The organism is Labrenzia sp. 011 (assembly GCF_003075075.1).
Taxonomy (GTDB): domain Bacteria; phylum Pseudomonadota; class Alphaproteobacteria; order Rhizobiales; family Stappiaceae; genus Roseibium.
On record NZ_QCYM01000014.1, the window covers coordinates 113,374 to 130,509 of the forward strand.

At 58.9% G+C, this 17,136-nt stretch carries 12 protein-coding genes and 1 pseudogene; 2 read left to right on the forward strand and 11 right to left on the reverse strand.

Annotated features, from left to right (window positions below; genetic code table 11):
- Positions 1-8: 8 nt before the first annotated feature.
- From DCO57_RS15570 to cysQ, 4 genes are all read right to left on the reverse strand, one after another.
- Entirely contained in the window at positions 9-1,022 is a 1,014-nt protein-coding gene (locus DCO57_RS15570) for an NAD-dependent epimerase/dehydratase family protein (protein ID WP_116699828.1), read from the reverse strand.
- 507 nt (positions 1,023-1,529) lie between these two features.
- A complete protein-coding gene (gene cysN, locus DCO57_RS15575; RefSeq protein ID WP_116699829.1) occupies positions 1,530-3,464 on the reverse strand; it encodes a sulfate adenylyltransferase subunit CysN in 1,935 nt (644 codons plus the stop codon).
- Position 3,465: 1 nt separating this feature from the next.
- Entirely contained in the window at positions 3,466-4,395 is a 930-nt protein-coding gene (gene cysD, locus DCO57_RS15580) for a sulfate adenylyltransferase subunit CysD (RefSeq protein WP_116699846.1), read from the reverse strand.
- 72 nt (positions 4,396-4,467) lie between these two features.
- Entirely contained in the window at positions 4,468-5,310 is an 843-nt protein-coding gene (gene cysQ / locus DCO57_RS15585) for a 3'(2'),5'-bisphosphate nucleotidase CysQ (RefSeq protein WP_116699830.1), read from the reverse strand.
- A 302-nt stretch (positions 5,311-5,612) separates the two neighbouring features.
- Between cysQ and DCO57_RS15590 the strand changes: the two genes are divergently transcribed.
- Positions 5,613-6,116 (forward strand): PilZ domain-containing protein, encoded by a 504-nt coding sequence (locus DCO57_RS15590; protein ID WP_116699831.1) that lies wholly within the window; start codon positions 5,613-5,615, stop codon positions 6,114-6,116.
- Between the two features lie 264 nt (positions 6,117-6,380).
- Positions 6,381-6,496, forward strand: a pseudogene (locus DCO57_RS15595) (IS5/IS1182 family transposase); the annotation flags it as partial.
- A 64-nt stretch (positions 6,497-6,560) separates the two neighbouring features.
- Here DCO57_RS15595 and DCO57_RS15600 read toward each other — a convergent pair.
- The 7 genes from DCO57_RS15600 to DCO57_RS23325 form a co-directional block, all read right to left on the reverse strand.
- Positions 6,561-8,909: an acetamidase/formamidase family protein gene (locus DCO57_RS15600; protein WP_116699847.1), complete on the reverse strand. Its 2,349-nt coding sequence runs from the start codon at positions 8,907-8,909 to the stop codon at positions 6,561-6,563.
- Between the two features lie 86 nt (positions 8,910-8,995).
- Positions 8,996-10,237: an acetamidase/formamidase family protein gene (locus DCO57_RS15605; RefSeq protein WP_116699832.1), complete on the reverse strand. Its 1,242-nt coding sequence runs from the start codon at positions 10,235-10,237 to the stop codon at positions 8,996-8,998.
- A gap of 96 nt (positions 10,238-10,333) precedes the next feature.
- Positions 10,334-11,935 carry an amino acid ABC transporter permease/ATP-binding protein gene (locus tag DCO57_RS15610; RefSeq protein WP_116699833.1) on the reverse strand — a complete coding sequence of 534 codons (1,602 nt, stop codon included), beginning with the start codon at positions 11,933-11,935 and terminating at the stop codon, positions 10,334-10,336.
- A gap of 80 nt (positions 11,936-12,015) precedes the next feature.
- Positions 12,016-12,870, reverse strand: coding sequence for an ABC transporter substrate-binding protein (locus tag DCO57_RS15615; RefSeq protein WP_244287955.1), 855 nt, complete (start codon positions 12,868-12,870; stop codon positions 12,016-12,018).
- Between the two features lie 676 nt (positions 12,871-13,546).
- Positions 13,547-14,299 (reverse strand): hypothetical protein, encoded by a 753-nt coding sequence (locus tag DCO57_RS15620; protein WP_116699835.1) that lies wholly within the window; start codon positions 14,297-14,299, stop codon positions 13,547-13,549.
- Positions 14,300-14,822: 523 nt separating this feature from the next.
- A complete protein-coding gene (locus DCO57_RS15625; protein WP_116699836.1) occupies positions 14,823-15,584 on the reverse strand; it encodes a Stf0 family sulfotransferase in 762 nt (253 codons plus the stop codon).
- 714 nt (positions 15,585-16,298) lie between these two features.
- Positions 16,299-16,721 (reverse strand): hypothetical protein, encoded by a 423-nt coding sequence (locus DCO57_RS23325; protein ID WP_133192690.1) that lies wholly within the window; start codon positions 16,719-16,721, stop codon positions 16,299-16,301.
- Positions 16,722-17,136 lie beyond the last annotated feature (415 nt).

Below are 17,136 nucleotides of genomic sequence, written 5' to 3' on the forward strand. Positions count from 1 at the left end.
CCGGATGCTCAGATCCGGTAATAATCCCTGTACCAGTCCACAAACCGGCCAACGCCCTCCAGGACCGAGGTCTTCGGCCGGTAGCCGGTGAGGTGCTGAAGCAGGTCCGTGTTGGCCCAGGTGGCCGGCACGTCGCCGGCCTGCATCGGCATCAGATTGCGCTCCGCCTTCTTCCCGGTCGCCGCTTCGATCGCCGCGATGTAATCGGTCAGCTGCACGGGAGTGGAGTTGCCGATATTGACCACCCGCCAGGGCGCGACCGGGGACAGGCTGTCGCCCTCGGGCACCTCCTCGCCATCGGCGGGACGGACCGGAACCGCGTCGATCAGCAGACGGATGGCCTCGACGAGGTCTTCCACATAGGTGAAGTCCCGCTTCATGTCGCCGTGATTGTAGACATCGATCGGACGGTCCTCGAGAATCGCCTTCGTGAACTTGAACAGCGCCATGTCGGGCCGCCCCCACGGACCGTAGACGGTGAAGAAGCGGAACATGGTCACCGGCAACTGGTAGAGATGGGCATAGGAATGCGCCATCGATTCCGTTGCCTTCTTGGTCGCGGCATAGAACGACATCTGGTGGTCGGCCTTGTCCGTCTCCTTGTAGGGCATTTCGGTGTTGGCCCCATAGGCGGAAGAGGTCGAGGCCAGCAGCATGTGCTCGGGCGGAAAGGCCCTGGCCGCTTCCAGCAGCTCGAAGGTGCCGCAGATATTGCTTTCCAGATAGGAGCGCGGCGCCTCGATGGAGTAGCGCACGCCGGCCTGGGCGGCCAGATGGATGACGAAGTCCGGTTTTTCGGCGCTGAACAGCGACATGAGCAGATCGGCCGTCTCGACCCGGTCGTTGATGGCTCTGAAATGCTCATGCTGCAGCAGCATCTGCTGCCGGCGCTGTTTCAGACGGATATCGTAATAGTCCGTCATGGCGTCGAGGCCTATGACCCGGAAGCCGTCCTCAAGCAGGCGCGTGCACAGAAAGTAGCCGATAAATCCGGCCGAACCGGTCACCAAAACGGTTTTCATTCTCTGCATGAGGCCCTTCCACCCATAATCGAAGTCTGCAAGCGGTCTTAAAAGGCTTCGCCTGCCCGGGCAACGGCTAAGACAAAATTGTTTCCCGCATCGGGAACTTCCTCCCGCAATCATCCTGACAGACTTCCAGCCCGACGGAGCGCTGCGCGGTGCCGCCAGAGCGTGTTGCGGTTAAGCAGCTTCCTGAATTCAACTCAACGCGACAGGCTCCAGGCAGGGAGTTCCGCCGATGGGAGCGGCCTTCTGTGACGCCCAACTGCCCCTCTGCAAACGAGTGGACCCCGGCTCTGCACTGCGCTGCATCCGGGGAGGCACGCTGAGGAACCTGCGCGGCTGATCTGTTTTCTACAGGGGGCATCGTCTGCAGGTGTCACACAAGGGAAACCCTGCGGGCCTGACCGGCAGTCTGCTCCAGGCATCAACTCGATGAGCCGATGCCTGGAACGATCAACCCAACACGGGTTCTTGCCGGCCTTCGAAGGTCCCCGGACCGGAGAGCTAGATGCCTTCTCCCTGCTCGGAGAAACCGGCCAGGAAACCGTGCTCACGCAGGTAGGTGACGATTTCCTCGGCGACCTCCTCGGGGTCACGGCCGACGTTCCTGATGTGGATTTCCGGATTTTCCGGAGCCTCATAGGGACTGTCGATGCCGGTGAAGTTCTTGATCTCGCCCCGGTCGGCCTTGGCGTAGAGCCCTTTGGGATCGCGCTTGCGGCACTCCTCAATGGGCGTGTCGACAAAGACCTCGATGAATTCCCCCTCGCCCATCAGGTCACGGGCCAACCGGCGCTCGGACCGGAAGGGGGAAATGAAGGAGACAAGGGTGATCAGTCCGGCGTCGGTGAACAGCCGCGCGACCTCGCCCACCCGGCGGATATTCTCCACCCGGTCGGCATCGGTGAAGCCCAGGTCCTTGTTGAGGCCATGGCGCAGGTTGTCGCCATCGAGGGTGTAGGTGTGGCGGCCGTCGATATGCAGCTTTTTCTCCACGATCGAGGCGATGGTCGACTTGCCGGAGCCGGACAGGCCGGTGAACCAGACAACGGCCGGCTTCTGACCGAGTTTTTCCGAACGCGCCGTCTTGTCGATTTCCAGCGCCTGCCAGTGGATGTTGCTTGCCCGGCGCAGGGCGAACCAGACCATTCCCGCGCCGACGGTGGCGTTGGAGATGCGGTCGATCAGGATGAAGGCGCCGGTCGTGCGGTTGGCCTCATAGGGATCGAAGGGCACGGCGGTGGACAGCGAGAAATTGCAGAAGCCGATCTCGTTCAGCGCCAGCGTCTTGCCGGCCGTATGCTCGAAAGTGTTGACGTTGATCTTGTGCTTGATCTCCGACACCGTGGCGGTGACCGTGCGGGTGCCGATCTTCAGCATGTAGGGGCGCCCCGGCAGGAGCGGTTCGTCGGACATCCAGATGAGATGGGCGGCGAACTGGTCCGCGACATCGGGCCGGTGCGCCATGGAGGACAGAAGATCGCCGCGGGAGATGTCGATCTCGTCTTCCAGCGTCAGGGTGACGGCCTCTCCAGCCCGTGCTTCCGGCACCTCGCCGTCCGGACCGATAATGGTCCTGACCCTGGAGGTCGTCGCCGGTCCGGCCACGACCAGCTCCTCGCCGACCGTCACCCGGCCGCTGGCGACCGTGCCGGAATAGCCGCGGAAGTCGAGGTTCGGCCGATTGACCCACTGGACGGGAAAGCGGAAGGGCGCTTCGAGCATGTGTTCGCCGAATTCCACGGTTTCCAGATGCTCCAGCAGCGTGGGGCCGGAATACCAGTCCATCTTGTCGCTCTTGACGGTGACATTGTCGCCGTAGCGCGCGGACATGGGAATGGCTTCCAGGGTCTCGAAGTCGAAGCCGTTGGCGAAGGTATTGAAGTCCTTGCGGATTTCCTCGAAACGCTCCTGCGAAAAGCCGACAAGATCGATCTTGTTGATCGCCAGCGCCACATGCCGGATGCCCAGAAGCGAGGCGATGAAGGCGTGCCGCCGGGTCTGCACCATGAGGCCGTTGCGCGCATCGACGAGCAGCACGGCCAGATCGGCGGTCGAGGCGCCCGTCGCCATGTTGCGGGTATACTGCTCGTGGCCGGGCGTATCGGCGACGATGAACTTGCGCTTGTCGGTGGCAAAGAAACGATAGGCGACATCGATGGTGATGCCCTGCTCACGCTCGGCCTCCAGCCCGTCGACCAGGAGCGCCAGATCCATATCCTCACCGACCGTGCCGTGCTTTCTGGAGTCGCGCTCCAGCGCCGCAAGCTGGTCCTCGAAGATCAGCTTGGTGTCATACAGCAGGCGGCCGATCAGGGTCGACTTGCCATCGTCGACGGAGCCGCAGGTCAGGAACCGGAGCTGGTCCTTGGTTTCCTGGGCGTGGATGTATTCGTTGACGGCGGCTTCCGCGGTGTCCTGAATATCTGCGATGGTCATCCTAGAAATATCCTTCCCGCTTCTTCTTTTCCATCGAGGCGCTTTCGTCCTTGTCGATGAGACGGCCCTGGCGTTCGGACGTGCGGGCGATCAGCATTTCCCGGACGATGGCGGGCAGCGTGTCGGCGTCGGATTCAATCGCGCCGGTGAGCGGATAGCAGCCCAGGGTGCGGAAACGGACCATCTTTTCCTCGATCCATTCGCCCGGCTGCAGCTTCATGCGCTCGTCATCGACCATGATCAGCATCCCGTCGCGTTCCACCACCGGCCGGGGCGCGGCGAAATAGAGCGGCACCATCGGGATGTTTTCCGTCAGGATGTACTGCCAGATGTCCAGCTCGGTCCAGTTGGACAGCGGAAAGGCGCGGATGCTTTCGCCCTTGGCGACCCGGGCATTGTAGAGGTTCCACAGTTCCGGGCGCTGGTTCTTGGGGTCCCAGCCGTGATTGGCGTTGCGGAAGGAGAACACACGTTCCTTGGCGCGGGATTTTTCCTCGTCCCGGCGCGCTCCGCCGAAGGCCGCGTCGAAGCCGTATTTGTCCAGCGCCTGTTTCAGACCCTCGGTCTTCATGATGCGCGTGTGCACGGAAGATCCATGGTCGAACGGGCTGATGTTCTTTTCAAGCCCTTCCGGATTGGTATGGACGATCAGGTCCAGCCCCAGGCGTCTGGCGGTCTCGTCGCGAAACTGGATCATCTCGCGGAACTTCCAGGTGGTGTCCACATGCAGCAGCGGAAAAGGCGGCTTGGAGGGGTAGAAGGCCTTCATGGCCAGATGCAGCATGACGCCGCTGTCCTTGCCGATGGAATAGAGCATCACCGGATTGGAGAATTCCGCCGCCACCTCGCGGATGATGTGGATGCTTTCCGCTTCAAGGCGCTTCAGATTGCTGAGGCGCTCGGGCGTGACACCGTGAGATTGCATGTTCATGTTCACTTTTCCGTTCGTGCCGGCGGTCCGGCTCAACTCTTGTCGTATGAGGATTGTCCGTCTGCTGCCTTTTCAGGCGGCCGATGTCAGCTCTGGCAGCAGCTCCCGTGCGCCCACCGCGATGAAATGCGGGTTGCGCAGATCGTCCTTGCGCGCGCCTTTCGGCACCCGGTAGACGAAATCCTCGTGGGTCGCGGCCAGAACGACGGCGCCGCCGGCCGCACGCACCACCGCGTCCCCGGCGGCGATATCCCATTGCATGGTGGGAGCCAGGCGCGGATAGAGATCCGCCCTGCCGGCCGCCACCCAGCACAGTTTCAGCGACGAGCCGACCGAAAGCTGCTCGGCGACTTTCAGCGGCCCGATCAGCTCGGCCGTCTCCTCCGACATGTGCGAGCGGCTGGCGAGCACGCTCAGGCCCTCCGCCGGCGGCGTCCGGACCGTGATGGCCCGGACGTCGGCGATGTCGCTGCCGTCGATCCGGCCAGAGAAGGCCTGCCCGGCCCCATCACCAACACCCTCCAGGCTTCCGCCCCAGAAAATCTCGCCAAGCGCCGGAGCGGACACCACACCGAAAACCGGCTGCCCCTTGTCGATCAGGGCGATATTGACCGTGAATTCGCCGTTTTTCTTGAGGAATTCCTTTGTTCCATCGAGCGGATCGACCAGAAAATACCGGTCACCGACGGCCGGAAGGTGCCCGGCCTCGACCGCTTCTTCCGCAACCACGGGCACCTGCGGAAAACCTTCGGCCAGACCGGCCAGGATAATGGCCTCCGCCGCGGCGTCGGCCTTGGTGACCGGAGAGCCGTCCGCCTTGTTCTCGACGTCGAACGGTTCGGCGTAGATTTTCAGGATTTCCTCGCCGGCCCGGATCGCGAGCCGGTTCAGGAAAGTGATCTGATCTTGTGTCATCAACGCCTCAACCCGTTCAGATTTCGAAATATTTTCAGGATTTCCGCCTGTATTTCCTGCCCGCAAATAGACTGAAAGAACTGTACCATTTCAAGGAATGGCGTTCCACGAATGCGGCGGAAAAGAAAACGCTTCCACTCCCGGGTCACCGCCTTAGGGGGTTTTGTTCCGGCACTCAAGGCAGAAGCTGTCCGCACGGGACCGCAATGCCCCGAAGATTCACGGATTGGCAAGGCCTTTCCTGTTAGGATGTCCCCGAACAGGTAAAACCCCCGGGTGTAACCAGGAGACGCAGGTCCACCATGTCGGACGCCAAGCCAGAACCGCAACCTCACCAAACGGAAGAGGACGCCGGCGAGCAGCTGCCGCGCGAGCGGCGGGCACGCGTGTTCAAGAAGGGACGAATGATTTTCCAGAATGGCCTGCGGTCCATTCCCTGCATGGTGCGCAACATTTCCGGCGGTGGCGCCCTGCTACAATTCGAACAGGCCTTTCTGCTGCCGAAGGAATTCGATCTGCAGATCGACCTGGAGGACTATGAAGTCTCCTGCGTGCGCCGCTGGGAAGACGGGCTGCGCTGCGGCGTGCAGTTCGTCGGTGAAAAGCGTCCGACCTCCAAACAGCGCGCCCAGGTGCTGAAGTCCTCGGAAGAGGCGCTCAAACCCGAAATCAACGAGCGCACGGAAAGCTTTGACGGCGCCTTCGCCCGCAAGCTTGCCATGGAAAAACCGCAACAGTCCGCTGAACCGGCGCAACGCGACCGGCCGGCAGCCCCAGGAAAGCCCACATTCGGCAAACGGCGGTAACCACCCTCCGACGGCCCTTTCCTACAATCCTGCGAATGTCCTGCGGATCGCCAGTCTCATGGCCATGACCGGTGGCATGACAGCACTCGGGCACAGGCCGAGGACCAGGTGAGAGACCGGCATCGGACCGGTGCCCAGATCGACCTGCCGCAGGTTCTCGCTCCCGCTCGTCCCGCCACCAGCAATCCCGGTCGAACAGGGCAACGGGCAAAGGGTTGCGCGCGAGAATCAAGAACGTTCGATAGCTGACGTGGAGGCTGGGCGAACATCCCTCAACGTCGGAACCGGTGGATCCCATCTGCTTCAGCCCGTATCTCTACCGTCATCGAAATAGCATTGAGCGGTTGTTCAAACGGATGAAGCACTTTCGGCGTATCGCTATGGGTCGATGAGCCCACGGCCTGGCATTTGAGGCTGAATTCACGCCTAGAACACCGTTAGAATCTACGCTCGAACAATCAAGTCCTGGTCTTCAACCTCGGTCAGAAAAATGGATTTGGGGATGATTGCGTGAACGCCCCAGTTGCCGTCGACAACCTGGGTGACGCCGAAGTCGACCCCCGCGCTCATCAGCATGATGGCCTCATCCTCGCCGAGTCCGTAGGTGCCCATCAGGAACCGGCGGGTCTTGCGGAAGGCGTCCTTCATGGCAAGGTCGAGCGATGACTTGGCATAGACCTCACCCTGCCCCTTGACGCCGAATTCGGCGAGGTAATTGGGGTGACTGAAGCCGGTCAGCACCCACTCTTCGGGTGTTTCGATCAACGGATAGGTAAGGTCGGAAAACCTCCCGCCCTTCTTGTGAAGGATTACCGTCAGCCGACCGGTCATGGAACATTCGATGGCCGTCCCGGCAACCTCCCCGTCCCCTTGCGAGGCATGGGGATCGCCGATGGACAGCAGGGCGCCCGGCACGGAGACCGGCAGATAGACAGACGCGCCCTTGCCGAGGCGCCAGTTGTCGATGTTGCCACCGAAGTAGGCCGGCGGCACGCTGTCGACAGGACCGTCCTCGCGCGGTGCGACCGCAATGACCCCAAAATGGGGCCGAAGCGGAATCTGGATGCCGGAGAGCACTGGCGACAGCTTTTCGATTGTAGCAGGATCGACCGGTACTCCCGGGTAGTCATAGGTCTTGTGGGCAACACCGAAGGGATCCTCCTGCGGCGTCCAGCGATAGGCGTAATGTGCCCTGGCAAAACCGCCGCCGTCGCCATCGGGAAAGATTTCATAGATGAAGACGTTTTCCCGGGGCTTCGGCTCCTGCAGCAATTCGCCGTACTGATACCCCCACCAGGCGGCGACGGAACTGCCGAAATGACGTCCCTTGTAATCGGGATTGCCGCTCGGACGCGGCACCATGTCATCGATACGCACTTCCAGTACGTCACCCGGCTCGGCCCCGTTCACATAGATCGGCCCGGTGCAGACATGCACGCCGAATCCCTCGCCGGCACCACGGCCGTAGACCGAGGCATCGATCGGCCCGGCGCCCCGCCGGTCAACGTTCTTCTTTTCCGCATTCCAGAAGAAGACATCTTCGGCGGCCGTATCGCCCTTGATGAAGAGCTCCGGATCGTCGGAGGAGTGCTGGGTGAGCGTTTCCACTTCGATAGTGTCTCCGGAAGATATTTCCAAGACCGGACGCAACGACCGGCTGAAATAGCCCCAGTGCACCGTCTTGGAATTTGCCGGCAGGACATGGTGGGTGCCGTCGGTGTCCGGCGTCCCGGCAAGCTCGGTGTCGCCAACCTGCACTCCGCCGACGGCACTGCGCTTTTTTACCTTGCGATCCGTCAACGCCTTGACGGGCCAGCCGCGCTGCTCGGCGTTGGCCATTTCCATCAGGCTCTTCAGGTGATTGGTCCTGAAGGCGCCGGGTGGAAGACCGAACCGCTCCTTGAAAAGCCGGTTGAAATTGGCCGCATCGGTAAAGCCGCAGCTGTAGGCAACCTCGGAAATCGGAATGCGCAGTTCGTCCGGCGCAACCAAGGCCATGCGCGCATGCTGCAGGCGGCGCTCCCGGAGATAGTGGGTAAAGCTCTCGCCATTCTGCTCGAAGAGTTTCTGCAGATAGCGCTCGGAAATGCCTTCCTGGCGCGCGATCCGGCCTGCGGAAAGGTCCGGCTCCGCCACCCTGCGTTCGATGGCCATGGTCAGCCGGCTGAAGAGCGCTGCCTGGCTCGCATTAACCCCCGCGTCCGCCGCCGCCGACGACAGGGACACGATCACCGTCAGGTAGAGATCCGCAATGACCTGTTCGACGGACTGCCACTCCAGGTCGCTCAAGCCGTCCAGCTCCGATGCCGCGGCTCTCAGGGACTGAAGGAAGACCTTGCCGAGCCCGGTTGCCGCGACATGAAAGGGGGACGCGAGAGGAGACAGACCGAAACGCTGACCGTGCAGGACCGTCTCCGACAGGGAAAAGACCGCAAAGTTGGTGTTCTGCCGAAGAAAAGCGTCCCAGGTCTTGTCGGCGGGAAGAATGACCGCTTCGCCAGGCTCGATGACGAAACGTCCGGCCTCCGCCGCAACCTCCACCGCTTCGTCCAGCGGCATCATCACCAGCGGCATACGCCCCCTGCGCGCCAGAGGGGAAAGCGATTGTGCCGTCGCGGTCAGGCTGCCGAGGAGGACACCGTCCGCCTGCCCGCGGATGACCGCTGCCGCGAAATGATCGAAGTCCTGTTCAGGCGAATCCGAGCGCAGACCAAGGGTGGCAAGAATATCCCGCCAGGCATTGCCCCGGGTATCGAGTGGATAGGATTCGCTGACGAACTGCCTGATATTCATTCCCGGATCCAAGGTGCCTGCCGGCCTCGACGAGGCGCCGGACAGGTTATATTGCACCTGCGAAGGAAGGAATACCAGCCCCGTTCTCAGGGGCATGTGAAGACGCTTTTCCGGATGGACCCGTGGACACCCCAGTTGGCGTCGACCACCTGCGTAATGCCGAAGTCCGCGGCGACGGACATGAGCGAGATCGCCTCGTCTTCGCTGAGCCCGTGAACGGTCATGAGAAACCGGCGCAGCTTCCGGAATGCATCGCGCATGGCGTTGTCGAGGCTCGAGCTCTTGAGGATTTCGTACTGGTGATCCGGGCCGAGTTCGGCAAGGTAATTGGTCACGCTGAATCCGTAGACGGACCAGATTTCGTCATTTTCCAGAAGCGGGTGATCGAGCCCTTCCATCACGGTCCCGGGCAGATCCGCCTTCTTGTGAAGCACGAATTCGAATTCGCCGGTCAGCGAAATCTCGATGGCGGTGCCGCTGAGCTCGCTGTCACCCTGGGACGCATGTGCATCGCCGACCGAGAAGAGCGCACCCGGCACCGCAACCGGATAGAACATCCGCGCGCCCTTGGTGATCCGCCAGTCGTCCATGTTGCCGCCGGTATAGCTTGGTGGAATGGTGCTTACCAAATCGGCTTCCGCCGGTGCGACGCCCATGGTGCCGAAATGGAGCCGGGCCGGGATCTTGACGCCGGAAAGGATGCCTTCCTTCTTGGTGATCGTGTCATGATCCACGCGCACGCCGGGATAGTCGATGGTCGGATGAACGATACCGTCCGGGTCCGTCTGCGGCGTCCAGAGATAGGAATAGAGTGCGGAGACCGTGGCCGGAGCGCTCATGTCCAGCTCATAGATTGTCACCACCTCGCGCGGCTTGGGTTCCTCCAGGTAGTCGTTGTACTGGAACCCCCAGTTGGCCGACGGGTTGGAACCAAAGTACCGTCCCTTGTACTCCGGGTTGGCACTGGGGCGCGGATAGGCATCGATGATGCGTACCTCGAGGACGTCCCCGGGCTCCGCGCCCTCGACCTCGACGGGACCGGTCAGCAGGTGGACGCCGAGACCTTCGCCGGAGCCGTGCTCATAGGGCCCCTCTTGCGGGCCTGCTCCACGGCGCTTGATCGTCTTTTCCTCGGCGGTCCAGAGGAAGATTTCCTCGGCCGCCGCATCCCCAGCGATCATGCGGGCATGATCGTCATTGGCATGATGGGTGATCGTCTCGATTGTGACCCGGTCGCCGGATTTCACGGTCAGTTGTGGTTTGAGCGACTTGCTGAAATAGCCCCAGTGAACGGTGTCAGCGGTAGCAGGTAGAGTATGATGGGTCATCAGGGTCTCCGATCGTCATGGTATGTTTTTCTTGCAGGCTTCGCGGACGCGGCCTGACTGGTGTGCCTGTCGACACCGCCGAGCAGGCGGCTCTGGTCAGACAGTGTGTTCCGGGTCTTCGTTCATGATCTGCAGGAACTGGCGGGTGCGGGGATTGGAAGGTTCGCTGAGCATCCTTTCCGCCGGGCCCTGTTCGACAACGGCACCGTCCGCGAGGAAGATTGCCCGGTCGGCAACGTCCTTTGCGAAGCTGATCTGGTGTGTTGAAATCAGCATGGTGAGCCCGTCCTCGACGGCCAGCCGCCGGATGACCTCCAGCACCTCGTTGACGAGTTCCGGGTCGAGAGCCGACGTCGGTTCGTCCAGCAGAAGCACCGCTGGATTGGGTGCCAGTGCCCGGGCGATCGCGACCCGCTGCTGCTGTCCGCCGGACATGTGGCGCGGCAGGGCATCCGCCCTGTGGGTCAGGCCCACCCGCTCCAGAAGTTCGTCGGCCTGGCGGTCGGCCTCCCTGGGCGATAGTTTCTGAACCCAGCGCAAGGGACCGGCGATGTTCTCGCGGGCACTCAGGTGGCCGAAGAGATTGAAGTTCTGGAACACCATGCCGACACCGACTGCAGCGCGCGCGTTCGCGATGGATGCCGGCGAGAGCTTCAGGCCGTTTTCATCGACACCAAGCTGGCGCCCGAGCACGCGGATCGTACCGCTGTCCCAGGATTCCAGACGGTTGATACAGCGCAGCAGCGTGCTCTTGCCCGACCCGCTCGGACCAAGAAGAGCGACCACTTCGCCGAGGCGGACCGTCAGGTCGAGACCGTCGAGCACCTTGCGTCCGTCGTAGCTCTTGGTGAGGTTCTCGATCTCCACGGCAGGACGGCTGGTCGCGATGGCCTCTGCACGCTTCTGCCGGTCGAGGGGAGCGATTGCCTTGCGCGAGGCGGGCGGCAGCGGTGTCGCCGTCTCGTCCGTCTCCTCGTCCGTATCCGCTTCGACCGGAAGAGGCGCACGGTACCAGGGAAGGAGCCGGGCGAAACGTGCCTTGGGATCCGGATGATCCAGGTCGAGCATGATCTCGACGACGATCTGGACGACGGCAATGCTGCCCGCCAGAACCAGATACATCAGCCCGGAGGCAAAGAAGATGGAGAAGAAGTCGAAAGTCGCCGAGGCAAGCTGCGTGCTGCGCAGGGTCAACTCCTGCACGGAGACGACCGAGGCAAGCGAGGAATTCTTCAGTGCGCTGACCGCTTCGTTGCCGAGCGCGGGCACCATCGTACGGAAGGCCTGCGGGACCACGATGCGGATCATGGTCACGAACGGCGTCATGCCGAGCGCCTGACCGGCGCTGACCTGCCCCCGGTCGACGGCGATGATGTTCGCGCGGATGATCTCGGCAATGAACGGCGCCTCGTTGAGGGCCAGCGCAAGGCTCGCGGCCTCCAGTGCCGTCAGCTTGATGCCGATCATCGGCAGCGCGTTGTAGCAGAAGATCATCTGCAGGATCAGCGGCGTCCCGCGGAAGATCACCGCATAGACGCGAGCGAAAACGGAAAGCGCCCTGAACCGGCTCAACTGCATCGCGGCCAGGGCAATCCCCAGGACGCCGCCGCCGATCAGGCCGAAAAAGGTGATAAGGACCGTATAGATGATCCCGGTCACCAGATAGGGCTGGGTGAGATAGTGAATGAAGAGATCCATGAAAGCCTGCGCTTATTTCCGGAAAGTCTGAGCGATCCGGAAAGGCTGCTTCCGGACCGCTCGTCTCGCGAACCTGACGATTATTCGGCAAGAACCAGTTTCGGCGTTTCCAGCTGGTCTTCCGGCAAGTTCCACTTCTTCATCATTTCGACCTGAAGACCGGATTTCTGGATTTCGGTGAGAGCTGCCATGATGGCGTCGCGGAACTCCACATTGTCACGCGGAACCGCGATGCCGACCGAGTATGGCAGGGTGACCGCAGTCGCCTTTTCAAGCTTGTCCGGATAGGCCTTCACGGCGCCGTCGACGGTGTTGACGTCGTTGACATATGTGTCGGCCCGGCCGGACAGGATTGCCTGGATACAGTTGGCATTGTTTTCGTACAGCTGGATTTCCGGTGCCGGCTTGCCGAGTTTCTCGCATTCGGCGGCCAGCGCCTCAATGAGCGGCACTTCAACGTAGCCGGTGTTTTCAGCAGCGATCGCGCCGCACATGGAGGTGTTGATGCCGTCGATACCCTTCGGATTGCCCTTGGCAACCAGAACGCCGTCGAACACCTTCAGGTAAGTGATGAAGTCGGCAGCCTTCGCCCGGTCGACCGTGGCGTAGATATCGGAGATGACGATATCGGCCTGACCGGCCTGCAGCGTGGTGAGCAGGGCCGCGAAGGTGACTGCTTTGTAGGTCAGGTCGAAACCGAGGCAATCGCCGATGGCTTCGCCCAGATCGATGTCGAAGCCGATGTATTTGGTCGGATCGTTCGGATCAATTGCCTCATAGCCGGGTGTATGCGGGTTCACCGCATTGACCAGGGTCTTACCCTTCAGGTCCGGATATTTGGCCTGCAGATCCGCGCAGGCGGCGGGGATCTCGGTTTCGGCCTGTGCCGAAGTCGTTGCGCTCAGAACCGAACCGCCGATAGTGGTTGCGACCATGGTCACCGCGAAGAAGGCGCCTGCAGTCGATCTGGCCAGCGAATATGTGCGTGTCGTCCCGGTTGTCTTCATTTTTCGCTCCGTTGACTGGGTGGAAATCTGCTGTCTGAATTTGACAACCGGAGCGTAAAGTCAGTTCTCGATATCTGCGTTGTCGGCAGCCGCACTCTTTATTGTAATCTATTGTCGAAAACTTGCAGAAATTACTCGCATTGATCAAACATTACGCAACTTATGCATAATAAGTGACCAAATGTCTGTTTTTTAGACTTACATGATGTTCACTTTAACTTTGGAGACCTCGGGACAGCATCAACCCCTGACAGGTCCGGCCTGCCGAGGGACCGTCTCGAGGCACGCCACCATTTTGCTCCTGGTGACGTGATGTTCAGGAGATCGACCATTGAGAGCATCAGATCTCTCTCTCATGAATTTTGGACAAGGGACGCCGCAGTTTGAAGTGGGCCAGATTTTCCGGACAGCTCAGTAGCTGAGCTATCGTGTATCCCATTGATTTTAAGGGATGTACTTTAGCAACCTGTCCGGATTTCCGGGACCACTTCACCTAGGCAGGAGTAAGAATATCAAGACTGTTCGCCTTACTCCAAACCGAGTGTCTCAAGCCGATAACTCAAGGTTTGGGAATTTTGAAGCCAAGCAAGCTAGGGTCCGGCCCCTAAAATAGGATATTGGGGCGTTCCCAGTCTTCGCCATCTCTCGCAGAGAATATCACGGCGTCAAAAATACAGGGCTCAACCCCACTTCGCCTACAAAGTTCTTGAACACCATCGGAAATGAAATTGTAGTAGTCACTGTCGGTGAGTGCCGCTGCGCTGAGCGGAACCGGGAAACCGAAGTCTTTCAGCCAATGGATAACCCGGCTGTCGATCGGAATTTCATATCGGGTCAGTCCGAGAGACTGCAGAAGATTACGCGATTGCTTCGGGCCGAATCCTTTGAACGTGATGCGGATATGGTCCGCTGCGCGTCTTTCGTCTTGCGGCGATGTAGCCGATCGAAGAGCGTTGCAATCGGCAAGCGTTTGCTTCCAGGCCCCTGACTGTAATTGTTCTAGGTTTGCGCTCAGATCTTCTGCGATGCGATTGGAGAATCTGATGCCACCGGCATTTACCAGAGTGCTGCGTATGAAGTGTTCCGGCTTTTCGAATTCGCACACGCGGCAGTAAGCCAGAGGAAAGGGTTGAGAACTCAGAAAACGGATAACCGGGCTTTGAGGGCCGGAGCGCTGGACCGACGTAAGCCGGGCTCCCGTCATCGCCTTCCAGAATTTCTCTTTCGTGATCTCCAGCTTCGATTCCGTGAGGTTTCTACTACGCCTCTCGACGACAAATCGGCCATTTTCGTGCTGCCTCACGAAGCTCTTCACGCGGGCGATATCGTTCTCGGTGATTTCGAATGAAAATTCCAACAGAAATTCCTATCATTTAAAGGTTAGGTCACCTTGATCCGCGCTGCCGAGAAGAGCTGCAGCATCCGGCCACTTCAGTGACAGTCAGCGTCGTCGTCAGTTTGCCCTGAATGTCCGTCACCATTTTGAACCGCGCCGGGTTTGCCGGAGACAATTCAGTTGAAGTCCTGCGGTGGGGGCTTCCTTCTTCACGTAGGGCGGCATCTTTTGTCCGCTTCTGCCAGCAGATGTTTTATATAAGCATCTCTCCCTTCCCCGCTGCGGCTTAGCTATCCGCGTTGGCCATGGCCTTGGAAGAATTTGACATTCCACAAGGCATATTATGCGAATCTCGCCCCTGACGACCGCATGCCGGGCTCGTGGCCTTTCCGGGACGCGGATGCCGAATGGCGGATGGCCAACAACCGCCGTCACCGGTCAAGATGCTTCAAAGCGGACTGTCGACCTTCTTCTCGGGACTGGCAGCTCTGCGGACGGAGCACCATTTCGCTGCGGCTGCGCAAAGGTCCGCTTTGCGATCAGGCTATGTTGCCTCTAATTCAAAACGCTCTCGCCACTGTCGATTGATTTGGTCAGCGAGTTTGGCAGTCGGTGTGGATATCGTGGAGGCGATTGCGCCTTCTGCGCCGAGTGCATCGAGTATCCGCTTCAACTGTTTTTGCGGTTCTCTTGAGAGACGCTCATAGGAGACTTCAAGAGGCACCACTGACTGCTCTTCAAACCAAGACCGCCAAGCGACATCAAACTCGATGAACTCAGCCATCTGTGATCGAATGGCGTCCGGATCGTAACCTTCTTCCCGCCGAGTTTCTTGTCTTTCGAGATCACTTCCATCGGCTCTGCGGTGCCAAAGACCGGTTTGCTCCGCGCGAATGTATGAGATCGCTTGGTCAAGTTTGTCCCCTCGCGACAGAAAGATGAATTGCGTCGGACCAAAAGCTGCTTGGATGCGACCTACGTCAGAAGTGTGGCCGGGATACATGAAACGAAGCTGATCTATGAAGAACGCGAAGCTGCCGCGCTGAAGTCTACATCCAAAGACTTCGGTTTCGCCTTTGCCGCGAGCTTTCGCTGCTTCGAAAATGCCTTCCAACAACTCCCGTCTGGTGGCGAATTCGGCGGCGTTGATATCATAGTAATCCAGCCAGGCACCAATCGACGGTTTGTGAAAAAGAGAGCCGGGGTTCCCGGCAACTTTGGTCTCCGCTAGCAGTTTACAGAGCATGGTGCTACCGCTGCGGGGCGACGTACAAATAACGTAGGATTTAAACGGTAGGGTTGGCATGCTGTCTCTTCAATAGCGCTTTCGGTGACCGTTAGCGGACTTTTGTAACAATTGCAGCATCCGTGATTTTGGGCTCGGAGCAGACCGTTGCCGCAATTAAAACGAACGGCAGCAACCGTGTTTTTCGGAGCGTTGCATATTGCACGTTACGCGAACTAAGAGCAAAAAGTACCAAGATTAGATAATCAACTATGCGGAAGCATTAGACCCTGATCGAGCACGAAGCGCTGAATTCAAATAGTAATAAATTACTTAAGAGCCACCCACATGAACAGATAATAAATACACTCTTGAGAATTCACAAAAGTAGGCAACTGAGCTTCAGCCGCCAATTTGAGGTGTGATAATTATTGCGAGAATGTATTTTGAAATGCCTTTGTCAGTACTGATTTACTGATATGCGCCGGCTTTGCATCGAAACGGGTTTGAGCCCCGGTACCTACGAGTCTTCCTGAATAAACCGTGATATCCGCAGAGCATTGTGTGCGCTCTGTGCCTGCCTTTCCGCAGTCAAAGATCTTTGTCTTATCGACGGTTACATCCACATATTGCGTACCGGCAACAGTGATCGTCGCACCTGTTTTCTTACCCTCTGCCGTTCCATGTCTCAGTATCATTTGATCCGCGTGTCCAGTGCCACTAACGACCACATAGAGTAATCCATCTCTATGCACCCGGCGAGCTTCTAGAGGTAATTCTGTTTGCGCACCATTTTCATTTTCTGAGCTTCGCGTAAAGTTGCTCTATTTTGTCTGACACATCAGTTCGAGATAATGAATTTATTACAAGATTTTTCTGATCAACCTTAGCTTCAAATGATGCCTCACCAGATACCTTTGTTTTCAATTCAGGAATATCTAGAGTTATGCTTGCTCCCGACACCTTACTTACACTTAGATTAGAGGGTTTACTTGGACGCAACTCTGAATCGTTATATTCAATTACATGATCAAGAAACTCGAGCTTATATGGCTCCCTCTTAGGATCAAGAATATAAAGCTCTCCAACAAATCGCCGCGTTGACGCATAAGTTTCTGATATTGTTAAGTAGCTATAATCATAGTCACTTGAAATAATCTTCGTGTTGCATCCCCCTAAGATGCCCAATGCAGCCAACGCGGCAAACGATCTGACCATAACGCCCCCCAAAATAAAGACCCATCCTGTAAATCTCTTGTTAAATTTGCATTAATTGTTCGGCTGGTCAACATGAGTTACTCTAGGTTTTGTAACCTTGGATTGGCTGAAAAGACCGATCACACCCGGATGATGTGAATGAGAGAGTTATGGCCATAGGGTTCGGCGTAAAACAGTTACCAACAGGGTTACACGCAATCCGATGGTGAAAGCAGGATGGAAGCGGACTTTGGCCGTGACGTTGAGTTAAGTCCGGAACCATCCGTGCAGGTCCCGCGATCTTAGATTTGAACCGCGCCGGGTTCGCCGGAGGCTGTTTGGCTTAAGTTATGCTGCCACCGCCGGTTGATCCAGCGTGGCGTAGTATCGTTCCTCCGCTTCAGCCGGAGGGATGTTTCCTATGGGCTCCAGAAGA